Origin of the sequence: Streptomyces zagrosensis (assembly GCF_014203645.1) — a bacterium.
GTDB classification, from domain to species: Bacteria; Actinomycetota; Actinomycetes; order Streptomycetales; family Streptomycetaceae; genus Streptomyces; species Streptomyces zagrosensis.
Genome location: NZ_JACHJL010000001.1, coordinates 785,285 through 811,687, shown reverse-complemented (window position 1 = coordinate 811,687; position 26,403 = coordinate 785,285). Strand labels below are relative to the sequence as shown.

Below are 26,403 nucleotides of genomic sequence, written 5' to 3'. Positions count from 1 at the left end.
CGTCGAGGCGGTGCGGGGCTGCCCCGGATGCAGCTGAATGCGGCCGGGTGCGGCTGGATGTGTGCGCAAACAGCCACCGGAGGGCGTGCGGACCGGCACGCTGCGCCCCGCCCTAGGGATGCAGGGACTACTCCCCGCCCGTATGGACCTGGAACGCCGCGCGGCGGACCGCCTTGGCCAGGGCCGGATCGGGGTGGGCGGCTGCCAGGGCCACCAGGACTTGGACCGTACGCGGGTGGCCCACCTCACGGACCTCGGCCAGCAGCGCGGGGACCGTGCCCTGGACCGCCGATTCGAGATGGCGTACGAGCAGTCTTATCTCCCCGTGATCGGCGATCGCCGCGGCCGTGTCCACCCAAAGCCAGGTCGCCTCCTCGCGGGTGAGCACCTCCAGGGTGTCCTCCGGGTCGGCGCCTGCCTGTTCGGCGAGCCACAGCAGGGCGTAGGGCCGTAGCCGGGACTCATCCACGGCGACGCGCACCGCGGGCTCGGCCGGGGCGCCCACCACGCGCAGCGCCTCGAAGGCCAGCCCGCGCAGCAGTGCGTCGTCGCCACGGGCCGCGTCGAGCAACTCGCCGACCGCGCTGCCGACCGGGCGCGCGGCAAGCCAAGCACGGTACTCGGCGCGGGCCGGACCCGGCGTGAGCTGGGCGCAGCCTCGCAGCATGTCCTCGGCGGGCTGTTCGATGTTCCCGGCGGGGCTCTGTGCGGCGACGCAGATTTGCTCCAGTTTGACCCACACTGCCCAGTTGCCGAGCGCGGTCAGCTCGGCCTCTCGGCGGTCCTTCGTGTCCGCGTCGCGCACGACGAGCGCGCCGACAGCAGCGAGCCCGTCCAGGGCCCAGCTCAGCAGCTCCTCGGGGACGTCGCACTCGGGCGAACCGGTAGCGCGCCCCTCCCCCGCACCTGCCGTGGCGGCCCGCGGCCCGATGGCGGCTTCGGGGTCGTCCGGCGCGAGCGCCGTGGCCCTACCGAGGGCTGCCGGCGGCTGAGCCAACGGCTGAGCTGGCGCCGCCGCCGTGCGGCCCGCCGGGCCTGGCGTCGATTTCGGGGCGCGCTGCCCGTACGGCACCTCGCAGCGCTCCGTACGCAGCTCCGCGACCCGCTTGCGGAGCAGGTCGAGGAGTGCGGGGAAACCCACGGGGCCCGCCGAGAGCTGAAGGAGCGAGAGCAACTGCGGTACGGCCTCGATGACTTCCGCTACGGCGGCCGGATCGGCCGCCGCGCCGGCCTCGGCGTGTGGCTGCCGGCCCTCCGCAAGCCAGGGGCGGGCGATGGACCAGGCGTCGAAGAGCGCGACCCAGCCGCGGAGCACGGCGGAGTCGTCGCGGTCCCAGGCGCGCAGCCGCCAGCCGGCCCGGGCGGTGCCGCCGTGCAGTTCGATCAGGCCCGCGAGCCGGGCCCGATCCCAGTCGGTGCGTACCTGAAGCGGCGTCAACGCCAGGGCCTTGGCGGCTCGGTCGGCGGCCACGTCGGACAGGGCGCCATACGCACCTGGCCGCAGCGCCGCGTCGCCGCCTGGCTCGGCGGCGGCCCAACGGGCCACGCGGACGGCACCGGCGAGCGAGGCCCGTGCCTGGCGGGCGAGTTCCGCTGGTGGCGGAGTGCCCTCCGGTGGTCGCGGCGCGGGGCGGGTGCCGCGCTGCGGCACTGCCCTGCGGGCACCGGCGATCGGCCGGTGAGGGACAAGTCGGAGTCGGGAGTCGCGCGGGGTACGGGACGTCACAAGAGCAGTCTTGCCCCTGACGGCCCGAAAACCCAATCGGTGGTCATCCGGCCGCGTTCCCGTAACGGGTGGGGGCGATGAGACGCATGTGTCAGCTTCGTTCGCGCCCCGGCCCCGCCCGGCACAGCCGCCCCGGCGACGCCCAGGCGACGACAGCAGGAGGAACAGGCAACGGCAGCACTACGACAAGATGAACCGCGCTCGCCCGCATGGGCACCCACCTGCGCGCGCTGCCATGCGGGCGGCGCTCACACCAGTGGGGTCAGAAATCGGCGCAGGGCCTCTTCGTACCCGGCGGGGTCGGCGTTCCACATGGCCGCGTGCGGCGCACGCGGGACGCTGCGCAAGGTGATGAGGTCGGGGCGGCGGTCGGCGAGTTCGCGGGAGGTTGCCCAGGGCGCCAGATGGTCATCGGGTCCGTGCACGATCAGTGCGGGGACGGACAAGCGGCTCACATCCGCGAACTCGGCGAGGTGACCCGCATGCAGCGAGGTGCGGCCCTGCGCGGCACGCACCACGAGCGGCAACAGGAAGCGCGGGGTGCCGCGGGCTGCGGCGAGCGCACGCAGCGTGGTCTGCCAGTCGAGCACGGGCGAATCGAGGATGATCCCGCTGATCAGGTGCCGCAGCGAGGAGTGCATGGCGGTGTGCAGGGCCATGGAGGCGCCGGTGGACCAGCCGAACAGCACGACGCGCCGCGCCCCGCGCTGTGTCGCGTACCGTACGGCCGCGTCGAGGTCGCGCCACTCGGTGTGCCCCAGGCGGCTGACGCCATCGGGCGAACGGGGCGCGCCGGCGTCCCCCCGGTAAGCCACATCGAGCACCGGCAGTTGCTTGCGGTGCAGAAAGTCCATGACGACCAAGGGGTGCTCGCGGGTGCCGCCCAGACCGTGCGCCGTGATGACCCAGGTGTCACGGGCCGCGGGCACGAACCAGGCGGGCAGGGGGCCGAGTTCGCCCGGAATGTCAATCTTCTCGTAGGCGAGGCCCAGCGCCTGGCTGGGGTCGCCCGCGTACACCTGCGGGGTGAGCCAGACCCGCGCGCCTGGTTCCAGGGTGCCGCGGGTGACCGTCTCCAGGCGGCGTACGACGCAGTCGGGCGGGTGCGGCGCGCTGTCGACGACGGGTCCAACAGCCGCATGACAACCGTCGCCGGTCAGTCCGTACATGCCCGGGCGCTGCGTGGCGAGGGTGCGGGTCAAGGTGACGTGTCCGGCGGCGGTGGAGTGCACGGTGAGCTTGGGTTCGCCGGGGAGCGGGCGACCTGGCATGAGGGCAGCCCCGCTCGCGTACCGCCCGGCCAGCACGGCCGTCCCGGCACCCAGCACGGTGGTGGCGGCCACTGCCGCCGCTGTACGTGAACGCATCCTCCCCAGTGTGGGCGGGCAGACCCGAGCCGGCCAGTGGACGACCGTCACCGGGTGAGCCCGTCGCCGTGATCGCCATGGCGCAAACGCGTCGCTGTGAAGGGCCCGAGTTGCCAGCTATCCGCGCGCTGGCGCGAGCATGGGCGCGCATGGTCCTCGAACTCCCCTTCGTGGAACACTCCGTGGGTGCCTATCTGGATAACCCCGCGCCGCCTGGGCGCCAGCGCTGCCTTGTACGCCGTCTTCGTCTTCGGCTGGCACCTCGGTCAGCCTCTCCCCGACGTCGGCTGCGCCACCGAATCGGCTACCGCATCCGACGAGCCGGTGGAACTCGGGGAGCCCGGCGACGTCACCAGCGACCTGTACGGGACGGCCCAGCAGCTTGTCACTTACGACTTCGTCTCCACCGCAACGATCCTGTCGTGCGAGCCCGGGACGGCCCGCCCCCGCTTGTTGGCCTGGGTGACCGGCGACTGGCGCTGAGGAACTGCCGCTTTTCGATCGGTGGGTCGGGCGCGGCTAGCTGGACGGTTGGCCGTAGGTACGCAGGCGGTGCGTCGCCTCGTCGAGTTGGGCCTCGGTGAGCAGAGTGGGGGTGTGGCCCGGGACGGTCACCGCCGTCAGCCAGACCCGGCACATCCACTCCAGTTGCGCGGTGCGGTCGTACGCCTGACGCAGAGTGTCCCCGTAAACGATCGTGCCGTGGTTGCGCAGCAGACAGCCGGTGCGGTCGCGGAGGGCGGCCAGCATGTGTCGGGCCAGTTCATCGCTGCCGTAGAGCGCGTACGGGGCGACGCGGACGGGGCCGCCGAGCGCTCCCATCATGTAATGGACGGCGGGCAGTTCCGTAACGAGCGTGGAGACGGCCGTGGCGTGCACGGCGTGGGTGTGCACGACCGCACGGGCGTGGGTGGCGCGGTAGATCGCGAGGTGCATCGGCAGTTCGCTGGTGGGACGGCGGTGCCCCAGCAAGGGGTGGCCTTCGAGGTCAACGCCGACGATGTCATCCGGGCCGAGTTCGTCGTACGGGATGCCGCTCGGGGTCACCAGGACCGTGTCGCCGACGCGTGCCGAGACATTGCCTGATGTGCCGACGACCAGCCCGTCGTCCGTGGTACGCCGGGCCGTGGCCACCACCTCGTCCCAGGCCCGCCACACCTCGGCTGCGGCTGGGCCAGGTGCCGGGGCAGTGGCCCGCCCCAGGTCTGGCTGCGCCGCCGCTCGTGCTCCGGCCGGCTCCGCCGCCGCGGCCGGTTCGGTTCCCCGCTGCGCCTGCGTCCCCTGCGTTTCGCTCGCCATCCAGGCCACCTCCGGTTTCGATCCTGTCAGGTCGGCCCACCGTCGCCCGGACGGCGGTGGCATGCCGCACACCCCGGAAGGCGCTGAGAGCCGACGAGGACTGACGAGAGCCGACGAGAGCTGACGAGAAGATCCAAGGAGGGGATCGGGAGAAAAAGAGACAAGAGGAAAAGAGGAAGAAGGGGTGCAACAGGGCGGGTGTGGGGCGCTGAGGGTCAAGGGGTAACGGCTACTTTCCGACACTTTCCGAGTAACGGTGTGAGCACCCAGTGCGAGGAGAGCGACGGCATGGCGGAAGCGCGTACGGAGGAGAACGAACACCGAGGCACCTCTCGGCACGAGCACGGGGGTGCGTACGAGGACGCGTACGGGCGTGAGCGCCCGGGCCCCCACCCGTTCGCACGCTGGGGCACGTACGGGCTTGAGCGCCGGGGCGCGCACCGGCGTCGGCGCGGGCAGCGGCTCGTGCGGGGCGTCGGGGCGATGCTCGCGGGCGCCATCGCGCTCGGGGTGCCCGCGCTGGCCGCGCCTACCCCCACCGCCGCGGCCGGAGCCATCGCACCCGCCGCAGCCATCGCACCAGCCGCCGCACCACCTCGCGCCGCCGCGCCCGTCGCGGCTGCCTTCCCCCGCGTTGTGGCCGCGCCCAGCGCGCGCCGGGCGCAGGCGCTCGGAAGACCAACCAGGGCGCTGCCTGGGGCCGCACCCGCCCGGTGGGCCTACCGACCCCGCGGGCACGATGTGTCCTCGCACCAAGGGAACGTGAACTGGCGGGCAGCCAGGAACGCCGGGGCGGCGTTCGTCTACGTCAAGGCCACCGAGTCAACCACCTACCGGAACCCGTACTTCAGACAGCAGTACAACGGCGCACGGAGCGTCGGGCTGCTGCACGGGGCGTACCACTTCGCCCTCCCGAACACCTCCTCCGGCGCCGCCCAGGCCGCGCATTTCCTCCGCAACGGGGGCCGGCCGGCGAACGACGGCTGGTCGCTGCCGCCAGCGCTGGACCTTGAGTCGAACCCGTACCACACAAAACGGGCGTGCTACGGGTTGAGCGATGCGGCGATGGTGGGCTGGATTTCGTCGTTCAGCGCCGAGGTCCGACGCCAGACGGGGCGGCATCCGGTGCTCTATACCACAACTCGCTGGTGGCGCCAGTGCACCGGAGAGAGCAGGGCCTTCGCCGACCGGCACCCGCTGTGGCTAGCGAGTTGGAGCAGCACCCCCGGCCCGCTTCCGGCAGGCTGGAAGGCATACACATTTTGGCAGCACGCGAACCGTGGAAAGCTTCCAGGTGACCAGAACATGTACAACGGTTCCATGGCCGCTCTGCGGCGCCTAACAAGCCGCTGACCAGGGGAGTTACAGGGCCCCCCGGTCACCCCTGGGGGCGCCACCTAAGCACCCCCCATATCCCGTCACCGCAATGCCCTACCTAGTTCACCTTCCGTTCACTGTGCCTCCTTACGGTCGCCGGGACGTTGTCCCCTCAACGATTGCCTGGGTGAATGGAACACATCACGCTTCTCATCGGGATCGTGATCATCACGGCCTTGGTGTTCGACTTCACAAACGGCTTCCACGACACGGCCAATGCCATGGCCACCACCATTTCGACCGGGGCACTTCGGCCGAAGACGGCCGTGGCCATGTCGGCGGTGCTCAACCTTGTCGGCGCGTTCTTGTCGGTGGAGGTTGCGAAGACCATTTCCGGAGGCATCGTCGATGAGGGCTCCGGCATTCAACCCGAAGTGATCTTCGCGGGGTTGGTCGGTGCGATCGTCTGGAATCTCCTGACCTGGCTCGCGGGACTGCCCTCTAGTTCCTCGCACGCCCTGTTCGGTGGCCTCATCGGCGCCACGCTGGTCTCTGTCGGCATGGACGGGGTCAACGGGGACGCGGTCGTCATGAAGGTCCTCATCCCGGCGGTGGCCGCACCGCTGGTGGCCGGCATCGCCGCCTTGGTCGCCACTCGGCTCACCTACCGGATCGCCCGCGACCGCGATCCGCAGGACACCGCCAAGGGCTACCGCGCCGGGCAAATCGCTTCCGCCGCCCTGGTCTCCCTCGCCCACGGCACCAACGACGCGCAAAAGACGATGGGCGTCATCACCCTGGCCCTGGTCACCGGTGGCGTCGTCGCGCCCGCTTCGGACCCGCCGATGTGGGTCATCGTCTCGGCCGGTGTCGCCATCGCGCTCGGTACGTACCTGGGCGGTTGGCGCATCATTCGCACCATGGGCAAGGGCCTCACCGACATTCAGCCGCCGCAGGGCTTTGCCGCCCAGACCGGCGCCGCCACCGTCATCCTGGCCTCCTCACACCTCGGCTTCGCGCTCTCCACCACCCAGGTCTGTTCCGGCTCCGTGATGGGCTCGGGCCTGGGCCGCAAGGGCGGAGTGGTGCGCTGGTCCACCGCCGGCCGAATGGTGATCGCCTGGGGACTGACCCTGCCCGCCGCCGGGCTGGTGGCCGGCGCCGCCGCGCTCCTGGCCGATCAGGGCAACTGGGGCGTCGCCATGGTCGCCGTGCTGGCCGCCATCGCGTGCGGTGCGATATGGGTGGCCTCGCGGCGCCAGCCGATTGACCACACCAACGTCAACGACACCAACGTCAACGACACCAGCGGCGCCGAGAGCGCTGCCGGTCCTTCGGTACTCGCCCCGCCGTCCACCGGAGCCGCACTCGCGCAGTCGGCCACCGAAGCCGTACCGGTCACGACGACGCCTGTCGCAGCCCCCGTCGCAGCTCCGGTTCCGAGCGCCGCAATTGCAGCTGCTCCGATCCCCGCCACCCCGACTCCGGTCACCCCAGCTACAGCCGCGGCCACCGCGCCCGCCAAGGCCACGGTCTAGCCATCGCCCCAGCCGCGTTCGTACGAAGAGCAGCGGTACCTCCCGCGGACGACAAGGAAGCATCGCCATGAACATTGACTGGGCCGCACTCGGCCAGGTCTTCGGCGTCAGCCTGGTGGTGACCGTCGCCATGGTGGGCGTCTTCACGCTCGGCATCGTCGGCACCTCCGCCAAGCCTTCCCGCAGCGGCGCCGGCAGCGGCACCGTTACGGCAGGGGCCACCGGCCCCAGCGCGCTGGGCCGCTCCGGTGCCTACCTGTGCTTCGCGCTGTGCGCGGCGGCGGTGGCGTACGGGATCTATCTGATCGTGGCCTGACTCCGCGCGCCGACCCCGTCGTCGTCGAAGGCCCCGCCCATCGGGCCAGACGTGCCCTTGCTCGGGTGCGTTCCGCCCGGTGGGTCTTCCTCTTGGGCAGGTCAACTGCGAGTTGACGGGTCTTCCCGGAGCGTGGTGGACTGCCGGGGCCAAACGGCGACATGAGAGGAAGCCGGTGGAAATCCGGCGCGGTCCCGCCACTGTCACCGGGGAGCGCTCCCCCAGCGCATGGCCACGGCTCGTACATCGAGAGCTGGAAGGCCGGGGGCGGCGTCGATCCGGGAGCCAGGAGACTCTCGCCGCCGATCACGTCGAGCCAGGGCGCGGACCCTGAGTGAGGACACCATCGCCATGGCTTGCTGCCACAGAGCGCTCCGTGCCGCGCGCACCTCCCCGACCGTCGCCGGTCGGCCTCTTTCTCGTATCTCTCGTAGCCGCACCGCTACCGGTGCCGCCGGAGCCCCGCGTGCAGTGCCCGCTGCGTTCCTTGGCGATGCCCGCACCCGCGGCGGCTTCGGCGCTGCCCGCTGCCGTGCCGACAGTGCCGGTGCCCTCGCGCGGCCTGCGCGGTGTCCCGTCCGCCTGCCGCTTCGAGGCGTGACGGCGAACTGACGCGATGCGTGCCGACCATCTTGCGTACGCGTACGGCGCCGCCATCGGCTTCCTCTGCGACCGCGCCACAGGTGACCCGCGGCGGGGCCACCCGGTGGCTGCCTTCGGGCGCGCTGCCGGCGCCGTGGAGCGGGGCCTGTGGGGCGATGACCGGGCCCGGGGCGCGCTGCACACCGTGCTGTGCGCGGGGGGCGCGGTGCTGGGCGGGGCGTTGCTGACGCGCGCCGTGCGCCGACCTTCCGCGGCGCTCGCCGGTGAGGTCGCGCTGACCGCCGCCGCCACCTGGGCCGTGCTCGGCGGGACCACGCTCGGCCGTGAGGCGCAGGCGATCGGCGCCGCGCTGGCCACCGGGGACATCGCTGCGGCCAGGGCCGCGCTGCCGCGGCTGTGCGGCCGTGACCCGCAGGCCCTGGATGCGCAGCAGATCGCGCGGGCCGTCGTGGAGTCGGTCGCTGAGAACACCTCCGACGCGGTGGTCGGCGCCCTGGTGTGGGGCGCGGTCGGCGGCGTGCCCGGGCTGCTGGGCTTTCGGGCCGTCAACACGCTGGACGCGATGGTGGGCCACAAGTCGGCGCGCTACCGGCGGTTCGGTTGGGCAGCGGCCCGCCTCGATGACGTGGCCGGCTGGCCGGGGGCCCGGCTCACGGCGGCCATCGCCGCGCTCGCCGGTCCTGACCCGCGCGGCGCCTGCCGCGTCGTGCGCAGCGATGCGGGCAGCCATCCGAGTCCCAACGCGGGCCCCGTGGAGGCGGCGTTCGCCGGGGCGCTCGGGGTGCGGCTGGGCGGCACGCTGGCGTACGCGGGGCGCGTCGAGCACCGGCCGGTGCTCGGCGCCGCGAATCGACCGGTCCAGGTGGCCGACATCGAACGGGCGGTGCGGCTTTCGCGCCGGGTGAGCACCCTCGCCCTCGTGGTGAGCGTCGCGGGGCGGCTCGCGTACGGCGCCGCCACCGTGGGCACGCACCAGGGGGAGCGATGAGGGGGGCCGGGCGCATGGGTGGTGGGCTGCTGGTTGCCGGGACGACGTCGGATGCCGGCAAGAGCGTGGTCACCGCGGGCATCTGCCGGTGGCTGGTGCGGCGCGGTGTGCGGGTCGCACCCTTCAAGGGCCAGAACATGTCCCTCAACTCCTTCGTCACGCGCGAGGGTGCGGAGATCGGGCGGGCGCAGGCCATGCAGGCGCAGGCCGCCAGGATCGAGCCGACCGCGCTGATGAACCCGGTGTTGCTCAAGCCGGGCAGCGACCGCTCAAGCCAGGTCGTCCTGATGGGCAAGCCGGTGGGTGAACTCAGCGCCCGCGGCTTCTTCGGGGAGCCGGGTGCCGACCTGCGCACGCGTACGGGCGCGGCACAGGGCCTGGCGCACGGCGGGCGGCAGCAACTGTTCGAGCCGGTCATGGCGTGCCTTGAGGAGTTGCGCAGCACGTACGACGCGGTGATCTGCGAGGGCGCCGGCAGCCCGGCCGAGATCAATTTGCGCCGTACGGACATTGTGAACATGGGCATCGCACGCGCCGCCCGACTGCCGGTGCTGGTGGTTGGTGACATTGACCGCGGTGGGGTCTTCGCGCAGTTCTTCGGCACGACGGCGCTTCTCGCGCCCGAGGACCAGGAGTTGGTCGCGGGCTATTTGGTCAACAAGTTCCGCGGCGATGTGACGCTGCTCGAACCGGGCCTCGACATGCTCCAGGGGCTGACCGGGCGGCGTACCTACGGCGTTTTGCCGTACGCGCACGGGCTCGGCATCGACGAGGAGGACGGGCTGCGGGTCTCGCTGCGTGGCGCGGTGCGCGATGCGGCCGTGGCGCCGCCGGTGGGCGCGGAGGTGCTGCGGGTCGCGGTGTGCGCCGTGCCGCTGATGTCCAACTTCACCGACGTGGACGCGCTCGCGGCTGAGCCCGGAGTGGTCGTACGGTTCGCCGACCACCCCGCCGAGTTGGCCGACGCCGACCTGGTCGTGGTGCCGGGCACCCGTGGCACCGTGCGCGCCCTGGCCTGGCTGCGTGACCGCGGCTTCGCCGACGCGCTCGCCCGGCGGGCGGCCGAGGGGCGGCCGGTGCTGGGCATCTGCGGCGGCTTCCAGGTGTTGGGCGAGCGGATCGAGGACGAGGTCGAGTCGCGGGCCGGCACGGTGGACGGGCTCGGGCTACTGCCGGTGCGGGTGCGGTTCGCGCCCGAGAAGACCCTCGCGCGGCCGGTCGGCACGGCGCTGGGCGAGCGGGTAGAGGGCTACGAGATTCATCATGGTGTCGCCGATGTGCTCGGCGGTGCGGCGTTTTTGGATGGTTGCCGGGTCGGCTCCGTGTGGGGCACGCACTGGCATGGCTCGTTGGAGAGTGACGGCTTTCGGCGGGCGTTCTTGCGGGAGGTCGCGGCGGCGGCAGGGCGGCGGTTCGTTCCGGCTCCCGATACGAGCTTTGGCGCGCTGCGCGAGGAGCAGCTCGACCGGCTCGGTGACCTGATCGAGGAGCACGCCGACACCGAGGGGCTGCTGCGGCTCATCGAGCAGGGGCCGCCCAGCGGGCTGCCCTTCGTACCGCCGGGAGCACCCGCCATGCCGCGCGTACCCGAACCGGCTGGGCCTGCTGGGCCTGCTGGGTCCATTGGGTCCATTGGGTCTACTGGGCCCGCCGGCATCGTCCCGCCCGCCGACACCGCCTTCACCGCCGACACCGCCAAGCCCGCCGCCAGCGCCGCCAGCGCTACGGCCCGCCAAGAGCGCCACCCGCGGCGGGCACCAGGCGCCCCTCCTGACACCCCACCGAACGCTCCCGCGCCCGCCCCGCCGCACGCAGTGCCGGACGCAGTGCAGTCCCATGGTGGCGGGCCCAGCGCCGTAACTCAGCCCACCGCCGGCGCCGTCACCCAGCCCAGCGCCGCCGACACACCCCGCCAGAGCTCTTCCCTCGAAAGGGGCACAAGCTGATGACCTCAGCCACCTACCCGTTCACCGCCGTCGTCGGCATGGACGACATGCGGCTCGGCTTGCTGCTCAACGCCGTATCGCCGTCGATCGGCGGGGTGCTGGTACGCGGCGAAAAGGGGACCGCGAAGTCCACCATGGTGCGCGGCATCGCCTCACTCCTGCCGGAGATCGCCACCGTCGCCGGGTGCCGCTTCTCCTGTGACCCGGCGACGCCCGACCAGGCGTGCCCGGACGGCCCGCACGAGCCGGGCACCGGTACCACGCGGGCATCGCGCCTGGTGGAGCTGCCCGTGGGCGCGTCCGAAGACCGGCTCGTTGGCGCGCTCGACATCGAACGGGCGCTGGCGGACGGCGTGAAGTCCTTCGAACCGGGGCTGCTCGCCGACGCGCACCGGGGGATCTTGTACGTGGACGAGGTCAATCTCCTGCACGACCATCTGATCGACCTGCTCCTCGACGCCGCCGCCATGGGCTCCTCGTACGTGGAGCGCGAGGGCGTCTCCGTACGGCATGCCGCGCGTTTTCTGCTGGTTGGCACCATGAACCCGGAAGAGGGAGAGCTGCGCCCGCAGTTGCTGGACCGGTTCGGGCTGACCGTGGAGGTCGCCGCTTCGCGGGAGCCCGATCAGCGGGTCGAGGTGGTGCGGCGCAGGCTCGCCTACGAGGAGGGCCCGGCCGCCTTCGCGGCCCGCTGGGCCGGCGCCGAAGGCGAGTTGCGGGAGCGCATCGCGGCGGCCCGCGCGCTGCTGCCCCAGGTGAAGCTCGGCGACGGGGTACTGCGTCAGATCGCCGCCGTGTGCGCCGCGTTCGAGGTGGACGGGATGCGAGCGGACATCGTCACGGCGCGTACCTCGACGGCGCTAGCGGCCTGGGCCGGGCGTACCGAGGTCACGACCGAGGACGTACGGCAGGCGGCGCTACTCGCCCTGCCGCACCGTAGGCGCCGCAACCCCTTCGACGCACCGGGCCTCGACGAGGACAAGCTCGACGAGATCCTTGACGCGTACGCACCCGAGTCGCCCGACGACGAGCCCGATGGGCCCACCGATGGCCCGGGCGACGACTCGGACCCGGACGGTCCCGGTGGCGGCCAACCGCCGCACGACGGCCCACCGGACGGCGGGGGCGACGGGCGGGACGCCGGGGGCGCCAGGGATGACGGGAGCGGTCAGTCCGGCGCCGAGCCGCCAGTTCCGGACCAGCGCGAGGACGGCGACCAGTCGCAGGAAGGGCCCGATGCGCAGTCCTCCCCCGCCACCGGCGAGGACGGCGAGGGACCGGGCGCGCAGGCGCAGGGCGCGGCGCCGGAGCGGGCGGCCGTTGCCGCGGGTGAACCGTTCGCGACGCGGATGCTGAATGTGCCCGGGCTCGGGGAAGGCGCGGCGGGGCGGCGTTCGCGGGCGCGTACCGCGCACGGACGCACCACGGGCTCGCGCCGCCCGCACGGCACGCTGACGAAACTGCACCTGACGGCGACGGTGCGCGCCGCCGCGCCACACCAGCGGGCCCGTGGCCGCTCCGGGACCGGCCTCGTGCTGCGCCGGGACGATCTACGAGAGGCGGTACGCGAGGGCCGCGAGGGCAACCTCGTGCTGTTCGTGGTGGACGCGTCGGGGTCGATGGCCGCGCGGCAGCGGATGAGCGCCGTCAAGGGCGCGGTGCTGTCGTTGCTCCTTGACGCGTACCAGCGGCGGGACAAGGTCGGCATGATCACCTTCCGGGGCCGGGGCGCGGAGCAGGCGCTGCCGCCGACGTCGTCCGTCGATGCGGCGGCGACCCGCCTTGAGAAGCTGCCGTCCGGTGGCCGCACCCCGCTGGCCGCCGGCCTGCTGCTGGCACGTGAGGTGCTGCGGGTGGAGCGGCTACGGGACCCCTCGCGCCGTCCGTTGCTCGTGGTGGTGACCGATGGCCGGGCCACCGGCGGCAGGGAGCCGGTGGTCGAGGCCACGCGCGCCGCGCGGCTGTTGGCGGGCGAGGGCGTGGCGTCGGTGGTCGTGGACTGCGAGTCGGGGCTGGTACGCCTTGGTCTGGCCGCTCAGCTCGCCCGCGAACTGCGCGGACCCGCCGTGACGTTGGACGAGTTGCGGGCGGACAGCGTCACGGCCCTGGTGCGCGGGGCCCGTGCGGCACAGGATGGGAACTTCGCACCGGCCCGACACGGCGAGCGGGCCGCGGGGAGCGCAGGTCGCAGCCGCGGAGCACACCAGGGGCGCGACAGCACCGCTGGCACTGCCAGCACTGTCAGCACTGTCAGTACCGCCAGTACCGCCAGCACCAACAAGACCGGCAGCACTCACCACACCGAGAGGGCCGCGTAATGCCACAGGGAAAGCCGTCCATGGTGCCCGATGATGGGCTGACTACGCGCCAGCGCCGCAATCGGCCGTTGGTCTTCGTTCACACGGGCGTGGGCAAGGGCAAGTCCACGGCCGCGTTCGGGCTCGCGCTGCGGGCCTGGAACCAGAGTTGGCCGGTCGGGGTGTTCCAATTCGTCAAGTCGGCGAAGTGGAAGGTCGGTGAGGAGCGAGCCCTACGAGTGCTGGGCGACTCCGGCGAGGGCGGAACGGTCGCCTGGCACAAGATGGGCGAGGGCTGGTCGTGGGTGCAGCGCGACATCGCCTCCAGCGAGGAGGCGGCGCGCGAGGGCTGGGAGCAGGTCAAGCGCGACTTGGCCGCAGAGACGTACCAGTTGTACGTGCTGGACGAGTTCACGTATCCGATGCACTGGGGCTGGGTGGACGCCGACGAGGTGGTCGCGGTCCTGCGGGACCGGCCCGGCAATCAGCATGTGGTGATCACCGGTCGCAACGCGCCGCAGCAGCTCATGGACTTCGCCGATCTGGTCACGGACATGTCCAAGGTCAAGCACCCGATGGACACCGGGCAGAAGGGCCAGCGGGGCATCGAGTGGTAGCCAGCACAATTACCGTTCCCCGCCTGGTCATCGCCGCGCCGGCGTCCGGCAGCGGAAAGACGACCGTGGCGACCGGTTTGATGGCGGCCTACGCGGCGCGCGGCCTGGCCGTCTCACCGCACAAGGTCGGCCCCGACTACATCGACCCCGGCTACCATGCGCTCGCCACCGGCCGCCCCGGCCGCAACCTGGACGCGTATCTCTGCGGCCAGGAGTTGCTGCCCGCACTGTTCGCGCACGGCGCGCGGGGGGCGGACCTCGCCGTGGTCGAGGGCGTGATGGGCCTGTACGACGGGGCTGCCGGCCAGGGCGAGTTGGCCTCGACGGCGCAGGTCGCCAAGGTGCTGCGGGCGCCGGTGGTGCTCGTGGTGGACGCCTCGTCGCAGTCCCGCTCGGTGGCGGCCCTTGTGCACGGCTTCGCGTCCTTCGACCCGGCGGTCCGGGTCGCCGGGGTGATCCTCAACAAGGTCGGCTCGGACCGACACGAGGAGTTGCTGCGCGACGCGCTCGCGGAGTCTGGCGTTCCGGTGTACGGGGCGCTGCGCCGGGTGGGCGCCGTGCACACCCCGAGCCGCCATCTGGGGCTGATTCCGGTGGCCGAGCGCCGTGCGGAGGCGGTGGAGTCAGTTGCCGCGCTGGCCGAGCGGGTGCGCGCGGGCTGCGATCTGGCGGGGCTGCTGGAACTGGCCCGCTCGGCTCCCCCGCTGCCGGGGGCCGCGTGGGACCCGGCGGAGAGCCTGCACGGGGCGGCGCGCGAGGAGGCCGCACGCGGCGATACGGCACAGCCCGGGACGGTTGAAGCGGCCCCGTTCGGGTCACACGGCACGGCGCCGGCCGGGCTGCTGAGTACGGGGCGGGGCACGGGGCTGTTGGGCACGGGGCGCGGGGCGCGGCCCGTGGTCGCCATCGCGGGCGGCTCGGCGTTCACCTTCTCGTACGCCGAACACGCCGAGCTGCTGACGGCGGCGGGCGCGGACGTCGTCACCTTCGATCCGCTGCGCGATGAGCAGCTGCCGGACGGCACCAGCGGGTTGGTCATCGGCGGTGGCTTTCCCGAGATGTACGCGGCCGAGTTGTCGGCCAACGAGCCGCTGCGCGCCGCCGTCGCCGCACTCGCCGCATCGGGCGCGTCGATCGCCGCCGAGTGCGCCGGGCTGCTGTATCTGGCCCGCTCGCTCGACCCAACGGCCGATGGCGAGGTGGGCACGCCGCTGCCCATGTGCGGCGTTCTACCGGCCGAGGCCCGGATGTCGGGGCGGCTGACGCTCGGCTACCGGGAGGCGGTGGCCCTGTCCGCCAGCCCGCTCCTGCCGGTCGGCGCCCGGGTGCGGGGGCATGAGTTCCACCGCACGGTCATCACACCGAGCGCCGGCGCGGGAGCTGGTACGGACCCGGTGCGCGCCACGGCGGGAGCGGGGCCCACCGCCCCGGCAACGCCAACCGGCGACGCCGACGCGACGCCAGGCCACCTGGCGACGCGGCCAGGGCGCACGCTGACGCGGCCACGCCGCGCGACGACGGAGCCACGTGGCGCGGCAGCGCAGCTCAGCGGGTCGGCAGTGCCGGTCGCGCTGCCCGCGTGGGGGATCGTACGGCCCAGTCGGCAAGTTGAGGGCTTCGTCCACGGTGGGGTCCACGCCTCGTATCTGCATCTGCACTGGACAGCGACGCCCACCCTGGCGGCGTCCTTCGTAGCGGCGTCCTTCGCGGCGGCATCCTTCGTGGGGAACTACACGCCGTGAACGCAGTGCTGCCCAGGCTGGGGCGCCCTCGCTCGCACCCGCCGGTGTGCGGCCTTGCGACGGGGCCCGCGCGGGCCACCGGGCCAAGGGCAGCGGGCGGACCGCGAAGGGCCTGCGGCGGCGCGTCAGCCGGCCGCGCCGACCACGAGCCATACGAAGCCGACCCCGGCCACGGTGCAGCCCAGCGTGCTCAGCGCCGGGTGGTCGTGGTGCGCCTCGGGCAGGATGTCAGCGGCTGCGAGGTAGAGCAAGACGCCGCTGAACAGGCCCAAATAGATGCCGAGTACCTGGTCCGGCACGGTGAACAGCAAGGTGGAGGCGGCGCCCACCACCGGGGCGATGGCGTCGGCGCCCAACATCAGCACGGCTTTGCGCCGCGCGTTCCCGTACAGGCTGGTGAGCGTGTACGTGTTGAAGCCGTCCGCGAAGTCATGGGCGATGACGGCGACCGCCACGGCCAACGTCATGTCCCCGCTGATCTGGGCGGCGAGGCCCAGCGCGACGCCGTCCATGGCACTGTGCCCCACCATCGCCGCTGCTGCGGTGAGCCCCACCTGCGGCGCCCTCCCTGGCATGGCGCTCGCCGTGTCCTGCGTGGTGGCCTCGCCGGTGGCGCCTGGCTTGGTGCCGCGCTCCGCCTCGGGAACCCGGCGTACGACGTGGTGAGCTGCGACCCGTTCGGCGAGCAGCCGCTCCACCGCGTGGGCGAGCAGAAAGCCGGCGACGAAGCACAGCAGGGCGGTGGGCACGCCGTACACCTCCTGCCCGGCCACCTCCAGCGCCTCCGGCAGCAGGTCGAGCCCCACGACGCCGAGCATCAGACCGCCCGCGAGGCCCAGGATCAGATGCCTGCGGTCGGTGACACGGTGCGCGGTCCAGCCGCCGAGCAGCGTCATCACCATCGCACCCAGCGCGATCACCACCGGCACGGGCTCGCTCCTCTCCTACGCACCGCTCGCCGGCGGGCCACTGTGCTCCACGCCGCGGGGGATCCGCGGGCCACTCGGTGCGCCCGGTACGAGTTCCAGGCCCATCGCACGCACCGGGCAGCTATCTCCAGCGCGCCACTGTGGACACGCAGCGTACGCGGGGCTTCCGGGCGATTCCATGACCAGTGAGCGACCCACCGCCGAAAACCTCCCGGCGCCGGTCTTCGTCGGTGTGGGGGCCAGCCGGGACGCCCCCGTCAACGAGGTGCTCGGGCTCATCGCGGCCTGCCTGGCCGAGGCGAACCTGGCACCCGCCAACGTCGCCTCCCTGGCCACCGTTGACGTCAAGGCCGACGAGCCCGCGCTACGGAAGGCCGCCGAACAGTTCGAGGTGCCGCTACGCGTCTACCCGGCCGCCGCCCTCGCCGCGGTGGCGGTGCCCAATCCGACCCGTGCCGCGCTCGCCGCGGTCGGCACGCCGAGCGTGGCGGAGGCGGCTGCGTTGTTGGCGGCGGGGCCCGGCGCGTGGTTGGTCGTGGAAAAGCGCAAGTCCGCCCCCGCATGCGGCCCGCCGGCCGCGACCTGTGCCCTGGCACTGCCCGGGCCCGGCAGCGGCCCGCTGAGCGACTCCCTTCCCGATGGGCCCCAGTGACCATGACCGTGACCATGACAAACACGCACGCCACGCGTACGCGTACGACCCCCAGCACCAGCACCAGCACCAGCACCAAGGAGATCGTGTGATGAGCCCGCCAGTGCCGCCTACCGCAGGCCACGGCGCCCCGGGCGAGGGCGAGGGAACCGGCGTTCCGGCACGGTGGCGGGGTGATCATGACGCCGCCCACTGACCGCACCGCGGCCACGCCGCACGCTCCGCCCACGCCCCCACCGCCCACGGGCTCGGCCGCCGCCCCGCTCCCAGCCCAGGAGCCAACCCCGGCCCCGGCCCACGATTTGCGGCATCACGGGGACGCCGAGGTGCGTGGCCCCGCGGCCGGGCTCACCGATCTCGCGGTCAATGTGCGGGCCGACACGCCGCCGAACTGGCTCAAGGCCCGCATCGCCGCATCGCTGGACACGCTGGCGGCCTACCCCGACGGCACGGCTGCCCGGCACGCGGTGGCCGAACGGCACGGCCTGCCGCCGGAGCGGGTGCTGCTCACGGCGGGGGCGGCCGAGGCGTTCGTCCTGATCGCCCGGGCGCTGCCGGGCCGCCGCCCCGTGGTGGTGCATCCGCAGTTCACGGAGCCCGAGGCGGCGTTGCTCGACGCCGGGCGACCGGTGGAACGGGTGCTCTTGCGGTCGGGCGACGGCTTCCGGCTCCGGCCCGGTGTCATTCCCGAGGACGCCGACCTGGTCGTGATCGGCAACCCCACCAACCCGACCTCTATACTCCATGGCGCCGACGCGCTGGCGCGTCTCGCGCGCCCCGGGCGCATGCTCGTCGTGGACGAAGCGTTCATGGACGCGGTACCGGGCGAGAGCGAATCGCTGGCCGCGCGCACCGACGTACCGGGGCTCGTGGTCCTGCGCAGCCTCACCAAGACCTGGGGCCTGGCGGGGCTGCGCATCGGCTACGTCCTGGCCGACCCCGACGTCATTGGCGTACTGGAGCGAGCCCAGCCGCTGTGGCCGGTGTCTTCGCCCGCGCTGGCCGCCGCGCAGGCGTGCAGCGCGCCGATGGCCCGCGCGGAGGCCGCCCACGCCGCGCATCGCATCGCCGCCGACCGGGCACACCTCATCGAGCGGCTTACCGCGTTCGACGCCCTACGGGTGTGCGAACCGGCCGCCGGGCCCTTCGTCCTGATCCGGCTGCCGGGCGCCGACACGGTACGCGAGCGGCTGCGGGACCTCGGCTTCGCCGTACGGCGCGGGGATACGTTCCCCGGCCTTGGCCAGGAGTGGCTGCGGCTGGCCGTGCGGGACCGGGCGACGACGGACCGCTTCGTGGCAGCACTGGCGCGCGCCCTACCGGCCGTAACGGCCGGCTAACCGACAACCACCGACACCCGCCGACAACCACCGACAACCGCCCACAACCACCGACGACGACCGACGACCACCCGCCGCCTCACCCGCGCCCCCGCGCTCGTACGCTCCCCTGCCGCCCCGGCACGGCCCCTGCCGGGCTCAGCCGCGTCGTCGGGCCGCCTGCCTGCGGCGCGCCAGGATGAGGGCGCCGCCGCCGGCCGCGAGAAGGACCGCGGCGCCGCCCGCCAGGTAGGGCGTGGTGGAGCTGCCGCCGGTCTCGGCGAGTTCTTGCTCGCGCTCGGCGCGGGGCGCGGTTGCGGGCTTGGGGTCGGTCTTAGGGCCCGGCTCCGTCACCGGCGTGGTCACCGGCTTGGGCACCGCCTTGGTGGGCGGCGCAGAGGCCGGTGGGGTCGCCGGTGGGGTAGCCGGGTGCTCCCCCCGCTGCTTGGTGGGCGTCGCGCAGGTCGCCTCGGCCAGCGTGACGCGGCCGGTGACGTCGGCCACGTTGAGCTTCAGTGGATTGATCGAGACGCGCAGGTCCAGGGCGGCAGCGGCGGCCGTCTTGGAGGTCGTGGAGGTCTTGCCCAGGTGCAGGGCCACCTCACCGACGCCGGGCACGCTGACGTTGGTGGTGCCGCTGCTGCTGAGCGTGACGCGCTTGCCGAGCACGGTCACGCTGCCCAGCGGGTTGGAGGTGGCGACCGGCTTGGCGCCGACCGCGCACACCGCCTTGGAGGTCACCCCTTCGACCTCGACCAGCGGCAGCGTCGCAAGGCCGGGGACATGGACGCGGGCACGGGCGAGGTGTGCGTAACCCGCCGTCTCGCGCTTGCTGACAGTCGCGCGGGCGGTGGCGACATCGGCGCGTAGGACGTTGACCGGCTTGCCGTTGTTCACACCGTCCAACAGGACGGTGAGCGCGGTCTTGTCCGCACTCGCGGGTGCCCGCACCTCGTTGACGGTGACGTTGAGCGGCACATGGAGCGACTTGTCGAGCAGGGCGACGTCAAGCCCGGTACGCAACACAACGGCGCTCGACGTGCCGCTTTCGGCACCCGTGCCCGCGGATTCGCCGGTGGTGCCGGTGCCGTACGCGGGGGCGCTCGCCGCGCCGAACAGGAGCGTGGAGCAGGCCGTCAGGGCAGCGGCGCGGCGTACGGGCATGCCTAAGAAGGAGTCGATGGAACGGGACACGTGTGGAACCCCCACAGGAGATCTGGAGTCGCCAGCTCACGCCGATGGGAAACATCGTGCGTGCCGACGACCTCGGCCCGGCCATATTTACGCACGAAGGGTGAACAGGCGCCTACCTGACGTGAGTTCACTACATCGGGTGACGACCGTCCTTCTTTTCGATTCCCTGGTCGCGGCGATCCCCACCCAGCCACTCCCAGATCCCCGCGCCCTCACCCGTCTGCGGCCCCATCCAGCTCCCGCCTCGTCAGCGGGTCAGCCGATGACCCGGCCGCGCAGCACCACGCGACGGGGCGCGGACAGCACCCTGATGTCCTCGCGCGGGTCACTGTCGTAGACCACGAGGTCCGCGGGGGCACCCTCGGTCATGCCGGGGCGGCCCAGCCAGGTGCGCGCGCCCCATGTGGCGGCGGACAGCGCATCGGTGACGGGGATGCCCGCCTTCATCAGTTCGGCCACTTCTTGGCCGATCAGCCCGTGGGCCAGCGATCCGCCGGCGTCGGTGCCCGCGTAGATGGGCACGCCCGCGTCGTAGGCGGCACGCACGGTGTCGTAGCGGCGCTCGTGGAGGCGTCGCATATGCGCGGCCCAGTGCGGGAACTTGGCCTCGCCTCCCGCAGCGAGCTGCGGGAAGGTCGCGATGTTGATGAGGGTGGGAACGATGGCCACACCGCGCTCGGCGAACAGCGGGATGGTGTCCTCGGTCAGCCCGGTGGCGTGCTCGATGCAGTCGATGCCCGCTTCCACCAGCGGGGCCAGGGTCTCCTCGGCGAAGCAGTGCGCCGTGACCCGGGCGCCGAGCCGATGCGCCTCGGCGATGGCCGCCGCCACCTCGCCGCGCGGCCAACACGCCGACAGATCGCCGCTCTCCCGGTCGAGCCAGTCACCGACGAGCTTCACCCAGCCGTCGCCGCGCCGCGCCTCCTTGGCCACGTAGGCGACCAGGTCATCAGGTTCGATCTCGTGTGCGTAATTGCGGATGTAGCGACGGGTGCGGGCGATATGCCGGCCCGCGCGGATGATGCGAGGGAGGTCGTCACGGTGGTCTATCCAGCGGGTGTCGGACGGCGAGCCCGCGTCACGCAACAGCAGCACGCCGGCGTCACGCTCGGTCACGGCCTGCATCTCGCTGGTCGAGTGGTCAACAGGGCCGTGGGCGTCCAGGCCCACATGGCAATGCGCGTCAACCAGGCCAGGCAAGGCCCAACCCGTCACGACCCGCACATCACGGGCGCCGGCGGGGCGGTCGAAGGTGATCCGCCCGTCGATCACCCACAGCTCGTCGTGGACATCCTCATCGGCGGTCGGCCCGGCCAGTACCCGCCCCTTGATGTGCAGCACCGCGCTATCGCTCATGAACGAACTCTACGAGCCAGCCTAGACGGGCTCTATCCCACCCGCGACTCACGCCCGCGACATGAGCCTTGCAGAACGCCGCACAAGCCTTCCAGAACGTCGGCGAACGCCAACTGACGCATACACAACACGCTTATGCTAATGATTTCCTCGGGGTTGGAAGATACTTATTTAGCTCAGCATCCCATATTCTCCTGCCCGCTTTACCGGAGCTTAAACGCAAAGATTTCGCTAGTGCTGAGCAGGTAATTACGAACCAGCTCAAGGCCGTTATAGACCTGTGACCAACCCAACACTCCGCCCGTTTCGCCCCGTAAATACCGGCTAAACCGGCATGTTTCGACGGACCGTCGCGCGCCCCCGCGACCCCGCGCGATACCATACGATCCCCACTTCACGTAACCCCTCCTCGCGATGCAATTTCCGATTCAGCTAGGTAAATTCAATTTGCATGACCGCCGCACAAGCAGACCTTGCACGTGCCCACAGCGAATTCCTGGAAATACCGAAGGGACTGAAGCTCGACACGCCACGAGTCGAGGACGGAGCCGCGATCTGGCGCATCGCCCGCGACTCGAAGGCACTGGACCTGAACTCCTCGTATAGCTACCTCCTGTGGTGCCGCGACTTCGCCGCCACGTCCGTGGTGGCGCGCGCCGAAGACGGCGCGCCAGTCGGCTTCATCACCGGGTACATCCGCCCCGAGCGCCCGCAGACCCTCGTCGTCTGGCAGGTAGCCGTCGATGACGCGTGCCGCGGCCGGGGGCTCGCGGGAGCACTGCTCGATGGACTGACCGCGCGCGTCACGGCTGACAGCGGCGTGCGCCGCATGGAGACCACCATCACGCCGGACAACGCCGCATCCAACCGGCTGTTCACCTCGTTCGCTGAGCGACACGGGGCCGCGGTGGAGCGTGAGGTGCTGTTCGACGGGCAGATGTTCCCTGACGGTACGCACGAACCCGAAGTGCTGTACCGCATTGGACCGCTCACACCACCAGCCGATGGCCGCTGACCACGGCTCGGCCCACTCGCCCCACCGAACCACTCCCCCCTCCCGCCACCCCTCGCCACTCATCTCCCAGGAGAATGCTGTGACCATCACCCAGCCGGATCTAAGCGTCTTCGAGACCCTGGAGTCGGAGGTGCGCAGCTACTGCCGAAGCTGGCCCACCGTCTTCGACCGCGCCCAGGGCAGCCGCATGTACGACGAGGACGGCCACACCTACCTCGACTTCTTCGCGGGAGCCGGGTCGCTCAACTACGGGCACAACAACCCGGTCCTCAAACGCGCGCTCATCGACTACATCGAGCGCGACGGCGTTACGCACGGTCTCGACATGAGCACCACCGCCAAGCGCGCCTTCCTGGAGTCGTTCCAGAACACGATTCTGCGTCCGCGAGACCTGCCGTACAAGGTCATGTTCCCGGGCCCGACAGGCACCAACGCCGTGGAGTCCGCGCTGAAACTGGCGCGTAAGGTCAAGGGCCGCGAGTCGATCGTCTCCTTCACCAACGCCTTCCATGGCATGTCGCTTGGCTCGCTCGCCGTCACGGGCAACGCGTTCAAGCGCGCCGGTGCGGGCATCCCGCTCGTGCACGGCACCCCTATGCCGTTCGACAACTACCTCGACGGCCGAGTGCCCGACTTTTTGTGGTTCGAACGTCTCCTTCAGGACCAGGGCTCCGGGCTCAACCAGCCCGCCGCCGTGATCGTGGAGACGGTGCAGGGCGAGGGCGGCATCAACGTCGCCCGCGCCGAGTGGCTGCGCGAACTGGCCGCCCTGTGCAAGCGCCGCGACATGCTGCTGATCGTGGACGACATCCAGATGGGTTGTGGACGCACCGGCGCCTTCTTCTCCTTCGAAGAGGCGGGCTTCGTCCCCGACATCGTCACCGTTTCGAAGTCCATCAGCGGCTACGGGCTGCCGATGGCCCTGACCCTGTTCAAGCCGGAGCTCGATGTGTGGGAGCCGGGCGAGCACAACGGCACCTTCCGCGGCAACAACCCCGCGTTCGTCACCGCCGCCGCCGCGCTGGAGACCTACTGGGCCGACGGCATGATGGAAAAGCAGACGCTGGCCCGCGGCGAGCAGGTCGAGCAGGGACTGCGCGCCATCTGCGATGAGCACGCCCGACTCGGCGCCGAGTACCGAGGCCGCGGCCTGGTCTGGGGCTTGGAGTTCACCGACAAGACGCGGGCAACGGCCATCGCCCGCCGCGCCTTCGAACTCGGCCTGCTGATCGAGACCTCGGGCCCGGAAAGTGAAGTCGTCAAGCTGCTGCCCGCGCTGACGATCACCCCCGATGAGCTCGACGAGGGTCTGCGCACCCTGGCCCGCGCCGTCCGCGAGACCGCCTAACTTCCTACCAGCCCCGCGGACGACCACCGCGGGGGACCCACGCGCCCAGACCGGGCGCGACAGAGAAAGGCACCAACTCACCGTGATCGTCCGTTCGTTCAAGGACATCGAGGGTACCGACCGGCACGTCAAGGCCGCGTCGGGCACCTGGGAGAGCAAGCGCATCGTGCTCGCCAAGGAGCGCGTCGGCTTCTCCCTGCACGAGACCATCCTTTACGCCGGTACGGAGACATCGATGTGGTACGCCAACCACATCGAGGCCGTGCTGTGCGTCGAGGGGGAGGCCGAGCTCACCAACGAAGAGACCGGCGAGAAGCACTGGATCACGCCCGGCACGATGTACCTGCTGGACGGCCACGAGAAGCACACCATGCGACCGAAGACCGACTTTCGCTGCGTATGCGTATTCAACCCGCCGGTTACGGGCCGCGAGGACCACGACGAGAACGGCGTGTACCCGCTGCTCACGGAGCCCGCGGACGCCTGATGGGCGGGCGGCACCCGGCCGCCCGCCGGTCACCTGCCGGTGATGCGGCCCGCCACGTACGGACCGTACGAGAGGAGAGGAAGGCAACACCATGACCACCGCACCCGAGCGCACCGCCGACCTGTACCCGACCCGTGGGGCCACCGAGGTGTCCACCCCGCGGCAGGACCCGGTGGTGTGGGCGATGCCGGATGGCGAGCGGGCGAAAGGCCCCATCGACGACGCGGAGCTGAGCGGCTTCGAACGGAACGGTTTCCTCACGGTGGATCAACTCATCACGCCGGACGAGGTGGACGTCTACCGTGCGGAGCTTGACCGGCTCATCACCGACCCCGTGATCAGGGCCGATGAGCGCTCGATCATCGAGCCCACGTCACAGGACGTGCGGTCGGTGTTCGAGGTGCACAAGCTCAGCGAGGCGTTCGCCAAGCTGGTCAGCGACCCGCGGGTGGTGGGGCGGGCACAGCAGATTTTGGGTTCGGAGGTCTACGTCCACCAAAGCCGCATCAACGTCAAGCCGGGCTTTGGCGCCTCCGGCTTCTACTGGCACTCCGACTTCGAGACCTGGCACGCCGAGGACGGGCTGCCGAACATGCGGACGGTGTCCGTCTCGATCGCGCTGACCGAGAACTACGCCACCAACGGCGGGCTGATGATCATGCCCGGGTCGCATCACACGTTCCTCGGCTGCGCGGGTGCGACGCCGAAGGACAACTACAAGAAGTCCCTCCAGATGCAGGACGCCGGCACGCCATCGGACGAGGCGCTGACCAAGCTCGCCGACGCGCACGGCATCCGCCTGTTCACCGGCCGGGCGGGGTCCGCGACCTGGTTCGACTGCAACTGCATGCACGGCAGCGGGGACAACATCACCCCGTACCCACGCAGCAACGTCTTCATCGTCTTCAACAGCATGGAAAACCAGGCGGTAGAGCCCTTCGCCGCTCCGGTGCCGCGCCCCGACTTCATCGGCGCGCGCCCACCCTTCGTACCGGTGCGGTAGCTCGTCGCACCCCCGACCGGCTGACCGGCGGGGATGACGCGTCCAGCGGGGCGGTGGTGGCCAGCGGCCAGCGCCGCCCCGCGGCTCTTTCAGCCAGCGCCACCCTGCGGCGCTGTTCCTCGTCGCCGTCAATTCGCGAGGACGGACAGCGCCCGGTCCACGTCCGCCTCCGTGTTGTACAGATGGAACGCCGCACGCAGGTTTCCCGCGCGGTTGGACAGGATCACATCGGCATCGCCCAGCCGTTCCGCGCGGTGGCCGAGCCCCGGTACCGCGACGATCGCCGACCCGGGGGCCGCAATCGGCTCGTGGCCCAGTGCGGCGAGCCCGGCGCGGAAGCGGTCGGCCAGCGCGGTGTTGTGCGCGCCGATGCGCTCCGGGCCGAGCCGCTCGATCAGCGCGAGCGAGTGCCGGGCCGCGTTGTACGCGAGCAGGGCGGGGCTCTCGTCGAAGCGTCGCGCGGAGTGCGCGAGTTGGGCGACCGTTCCGTAGCAGGAGTCATATGGCTCCTCGCCCGCGACCCAACCGGCGAACACCGGCGTGACGCTGGAATGGTCCTCGGGCGTGACCAGGAACGCCGCGCCGCGGGGCGTCATCAGCCACTTGTAGCCCACCGTCACCAAAAAGTCGTAGTCGTCGGCGCGCAACGGCAGCCAGCCGGTGGCTTGGCTGGCGTCGATGAGCGTACGAGCCCCATGGGTGCGGGCGGCGTCCCTGATCGCGGCGAGGTCGGCGATGCGGCCATCCGCGGACTGTACGGCGCTCACGGCGACCAGGTCGGTACCCGGCCGCACCGCGTCGGCCACCTCGGTCAGCGGAACACTGCGCAGCTTGAGATCGCTCCGCATGGCGAACGGGTTGACCAGTGAGCTGAAGTCGTTGTCCGCGACGACCACCTCGGCGCCCGGCGGCAGTGAGGTTGCCAGCAGGCCGGCGTACACCGCAACCGACGCCCCGGCCGCCACCCGCTCGGTACCCACACCAACCAGCCGGGCAAACGTTTCCCTAGCCTCCTGAACCGCCCCGAAACCCTCGCGAAGATAGGGCCGCCCGGCACAGAACTCGGCGACGGCGTCGCGAACGGCATCCGCGGCGGCGCGAGGCAGCACGCCGGTGGAAGCGGTGTTGAGGTAGGTGGTCTCCGTCGCGAACTGCTCGCGTACCGTCTGATCCAGTGCCAGGCTCTCCATTCCCTCACTATGCGGGGCGTATGCCTGGCGCGTCCATGCCGCCTCACCACCTCCCCGACGCCGATCGCCGCTGGCCACCGCTGGCCACCGCTCGTCACCGCTCGTCACCGCACAGAGCCGGTGGCGGCTGCGGGGCCTGGAGGAGGATGCCTGC

22 protein-coding genes, 1 pseudogene and 1 riboswitch are annotated in these 26,403 nt (G+C 71.7%); of the genes and pseudogenes, 16 read left to right on the top strand and 7 right to left on the bottom strand.

Annotated features, from left to right (window positions below; genetic code table 11):
* Nucleotides 1–127 precede the first annotated feature (127 nt).
* On the bottom strand, nt 128–1,726 hold the full coding sequence (locus tag FHS42_RS03415; protein WP_312866688.1) for a hypothetical protein: 1,599 nt from the start codon (nt 1,724–1,726) through the stop codon (nt 128–130).
* A 248-nt stretch (nt 1,727–1,974) separates the two neighbouring features.
* On the bottom strand, nt 1,975–3,093 hold the full coding sequence (locus FHS42_RS03410; protein ID WP_184568941.1) for an alpha/beta hydrolase: 1,119 nt from the start codon (nt 3,091–3,093) through the stop codon (nt 1,975–1,977).
* Between the two features lie 186 nt (nt 3,094–3,279).
* Between FHS42_RS03410 and FHS42_RS03405 the strand changes: the two genes are divergently transcribed.
* Entirely contained in the window at nt 3,280–3,576 is a 297-nt protein-coding gene (locus FHS42_RS03405) for a hypothetical protein (RefSeq protein ID WP_184568940.1), read from the top strand.
* Between the two features lie 36 nt (nt 3,577–3,612).
* Here FHS42_RS03405 and FHS42_RS03400 read toward each other — a convergent pair whose 3' ends face one another.
* Complete coding sequence (locus tag FHS42_RS03400; protein WP_184568939.1) at nt 3,613–4,392, bottom strand: class II aldolase/adducin family protein; 780 nt, start codon at nt 4,390–4,392, stop codon at nt 3,613–3,615.
* A gap of 258 nt (nt 4,393–4,650) precedes the next feature.
* Between FHS42_RS03400 and FHS42_RS38975 the strand changes: the two genes are divergently transcribed.
* The 9 genes and pseudogenes from FHS42_RS38975 (at nt 4,651) to FHS42_RS03355 (ending at nt 15,756) form a co-directional block, all read left to right on the top strand.
* Entirely contained in the window at nt 4,651–5,745 is a 1,095-nt protein-coding gene (locus FHS42_RS38975) for a lysozyme (protein ID WP_376772514.1), read from the top strand.
* 155 nt (nt 5,746–5,900) lie between these two features.
* Complete coding sequence (locus tag FHS42_RS03390) at nt 5,901–7,247, top strand: inorganic phosphate transporter (RefSeq protein WP_184568938.1); 1,347 nt, start codon at nt 5,901–5,903, stop codon at nt 7,245–7,247.
* 67 nt (nt 7,248–7,314) lie between these two features.
* On the top strand, nt 7,315–7,563 hold the full coding sequence (locus FHS42_RS03385) for a hypothetical protein (protein ID WP_184568937.1): 249 nt from the start codon (nt 7,315–7,317) through the stop codon (nt 7,561–7,563).
* A 165-nt stretch (nt 7,564–7,728) separates the two neighbouring features.
* A riboswitch (cobalamin riboswitch) is annotated at nt 7,729–7,859 on the top strand.
* An 80-nt stretch (nt 7,860–7,939) separates the two neighbouring features.
* Complete coding sequence (locus FHS42_RS03380) at nt 7,940–8,164, top strand: hypothetical protein (RefSeq protein ID WP_184568936.1); 225 nt, start codon at nt 7,940–7,942, stop codon at nt 8,162–8,164.
* A gap of 15 nt (nt 8,165–8,179) precedes the next feature.
* Nucleotides 8,180–9,154, top strand: coding sequence for a cobalamin biosynthesis protein (locus tag FHS42_RS03375; protein WP_184568935.1), 975 nt, complete (start codon nt 8,180–8,182; stop codon nt 9,152–9,154).
* Nucleotides 9,155–9,168: 14 nt separating this feature from the next.
* On the top strand, nt 9,169–11,100 hold the full coding sequence (locus tag FHS42_RS03370; protein WP_246494119.1) for a cobyric acid synthase: 1,932 nt from the start codon (nt 9,169–9,171) through the stop codon (nt 11,098–11,100).
* Nucleotides 11,100–13,229, top strand: a pseudogene (locus tag FHS42_RS03365) (putative cobaltochelatase); the annotation flags it as partial. The gene FHS42_RS03370 and the pseudogene FHS42_RS03365, both read left to right, overlap by 1 nt.
* A gap of 188 nt (nt 13,230–13,417) precedes the next feature.
* Nucleotides 13,418–14,014: a cob(I)yrinic acid a,c-diamide adenosyltransferase gene (cobO, locus tag FHS42_RS03360; protein ID WP_184568934.1), complete on the top strand. Its 597-nt coding sequence runs from the start codon at nt 13,418–13,420 to the stop codon at nt 14,012–14,014.
* A complete protein-coding gene (locus FHS42_RS03355) occupies nt 14,008–15,756 on the top strand; it encodes a cobyrinic acid a,c-diamide synthase CobB (RefSeq protein WP_312866687.1) in 1,749 nt (582 codons plus the stop codon). The genes cobO and FHS42_RS03355 overlap by 7 nt, the downstream gene beginning before the upstream one ends.
* A gap of 125 nt (nt 15,757–15,881) precedes the next feature.
* Here the strand turns inward: FHS42_RS03355 and FHS42_RS03350 are convergent, their stop codons facing one another.
* Complete coding sequence (locus FHS42_RS03350) at nt 15,882–16,685, bottom strand: ZIP family metal transporter (RefSeq protein WP_184568933.1); 804 nt, start codon at nt 16,683–16,685, stop codon at nt 15,882–15,884.
* Between the two features lie 178 nt (nt 16,686–16,863).
* Between FHS42_RS03350 and FHS42_RS03345 the strand changes: the two genes are divergently transcribed.
* Together FHS42_RS03345 and cobC are read left to right on the top strand one after the other, a co-directional pair.
* On the top strand, nt 16,864–17,337 hold the full coding sequence (locus tag FHS42_RS03345) for a cobalamin biosynthesis protein (RefSeq protein ID WP_184568932.1): 474 nt from the start codon (nt 16,864–16,866) through the stop codon (nt 17,335–17,337).
* A gap of 179 nt (nt 17,338–17,516) precedes the next feature.
* The gene (gene cobC / locus FHS42_RS03340; RefSeq protein ID WP_184568931.1) at nt 17,517–18,677 is read left to right on the top strand and encodes an Rv2231c family histidinol phosphate aminotransferase CobC; all 1,161 of its coding nucleotides are present in this window, start codon (nt 17,517–17,519) and stop codon (nt 18,675–18,677) included.
* Between the two features lie 138 nt (nt 18,678–18,815).
* Here cobC and FHS42_RS03335 read toward each other — a convergent pair whose 3' ends face one another.
* Together FHS42_RS03335 and FHS42_RS03330 are read right to left on the bottom strand one after the other, a co-directional pair.
* A complete protein-coding gene (locus FHS42_RS03335; RefSeq protein WP_312866685.1) occupies nt 18,816–19,850 on the bottom strand; it encodes an SCO1860 family LAETG-anchored protein in 1,035 nt (344 codons plus the stop codon).
* A gap of 255 nt (nt 19,851–20,105) precedes the next feature.
* On the bottom strand, nt 20,106–21,206 hold the full coding sequence (locus FHS42_RS03330; RefSeq protein WP_184568930.1) for an amidohydrolase family protein: 1,101 nt from the start codon (nt 21,204–21,206) through the stop codon (nt 20,106–20,108).
* 451 nt (nt 21,207–21,657) lie between these two features.
* On the opposite strand from FHS42_RS03330, the gene ectA reads away from it, so the two are divergent.
* The 4 genes from ectA to thpD all read left to right on the top strand — a co-directional run bounded on the left by ectA (nt 21,658) and on the right by thpD (nt 25,059).
* Nucleotides 21,658–22,221, top strand: coding sequence for a diaminobutyrate acetyltransferase (gene ectA / locus FHS42_RS03325; RefSeq protein ID WP_184568929.1), 564 nt, complete (start codon nt 21,658–21,660; stop codon nt 22,219–22,221).
* A 79-nt stretch (nt 22,222–22,300) separates the two neighbouring features.
* Nucleotides 22,301–23,569 (top strand): diaminobutyrate--2-oxoglutarate transaminase, encoded by a 1,269-nt coding sequence (gene ectB / locus FHS42_RS03320; protein ID WP_184568928.1) that lies wholly within the window; start codon nt 22,301–22,303, stop codon nt 23,567–23,569.
* An 82-nt stretch (nt 23,570–23,651) separates the two neighbouring features.
* A complete protein-coding gene (locus tag FHS42_RS03315; protein ID WP_184568927.1) occupies nt 23,652–24,056 on the top strand; it encodes an ectoine synthase in 405 nt (134 codons plus the stop codon).
* Nucleotides 24,057–24,147: 91 nt separating this feature from the next.
* On the top strand, nt 24,148–25,059 hold the full coding sequence (thpD, locus tag FHS42_RS03310; RefSeq protein ID WP_184568926.1) for an ectoine hydroxylase: 912 nt from the start codon (nt 24,148–24,150) through the stop codon (nt 25,057–25,059).
* Between the two features lie 128 nt (nt 25,060–25,187).
* Here thpD and FHS42_RS03305 read toward each other — a convergent pair whose 3' ends face one another.
* Nucleotides 25,188–26,249 carry an aminotransferase class V-fold PLP-dependent enzyme gene (locus tag FHS42_RS03305; RefSeq protein WP_184568925.1) on the bottom strand — a complete coding sequence of 354 codons (1,062 nt, stop codon included), beginning with the start codon at nt 26,247–26,249 and terminating at the stop codon, nt 25,188–25,190.
* Between the last annotated feature and the right edge of the window lie 154 nt (nt 26,250–26,403).

Coding starts and splice junctions, on each gene's coding strand:
- FHS42_RS03410 (WP_184568941.1), bottom strand. CDS start 3,093: ATGCGTTCACGTACAGCGGCGGCAGTGGCCGCCACCACCGTGCTGGGT.
- FHS42_RS03400 (WP_184568939.1), bottom strand. CDS start 4,392: ATGGCGAGCGAAACGCAGGGGACGCAGGCGCAGCGGGGAACCGAACCG.
- FHS42_RS03390 (WP_184568938.1), top strand. CDS start 5,901: ATGGAACACATCACGCTTCTCATCGGGATCGTGATCATCACGGCCTTG.
- FHS42_RS03385 (WP_184568937.1), top strand. CDS start 7,315: ATGAACATTGACTGGGCCGCACTCGGCCAGGTCTTCGGCGTCAGCCTG.
- FHS42_RS03375 (WP_184568935.1), top strand. CDS start 8,180: ATGCGTGCCGACCATCTTGCGTACGCGTACGGCGCCGCCATCGGCTTC.
- FHS42_RS03370 (WP_246494119.1), top strand. CDS start 9,169: ATGGGTGGTGGGCTGCTGGTTGCCGGGACGACGTCGGATGCCGGCAAG.
- cobO (WP_184568934.1), top strand. CDS start 13,418: ATGCCACAGGGAAAGCCGTCCATGGTGCCCGATGATGGGCTGACTACG.
- FHS42_RS03345 (WP_184568932.1), top strand. CDS start 16,864: ATGACCAGTGAGCGACCCACCGCCGAAAACCTCCCGGCGCCGGTCTTC.
- cobC (WP_184568931.1), top strand. CDS start 17,517: ATGACGCCGCCCACTGACCGCACCGCGGCCACGCCGCACGCTCCGCCC.
- FHS42_RS03330 (WP_184568930.1), bottom strand. CDS start 21,206: ATGAGCGATAGCGCGGTGCTGCACATCAAGGGGCGGGTACTGGCCGGG.
- ectA (WP_184568929.1), top strand. CDS start 21,658: ATGACCGCCGCACAAGCAGACCTTGCACGTGCCCACAGCGAATTCCTG.
- thpD (WP_184568926.1), top strand. CDS start 24,148: ATGACCACCGCACCCGAGCGCACCGCCGACCTGTACCCGACCCGTGGG.
- FHS42_RS03305 (WP_184568925.1), bottom strand. CDS start 26,249: ATGGAGAGCCTGGCACTGGATCAGACGGTACGCGAGCAGTTCGCGACG.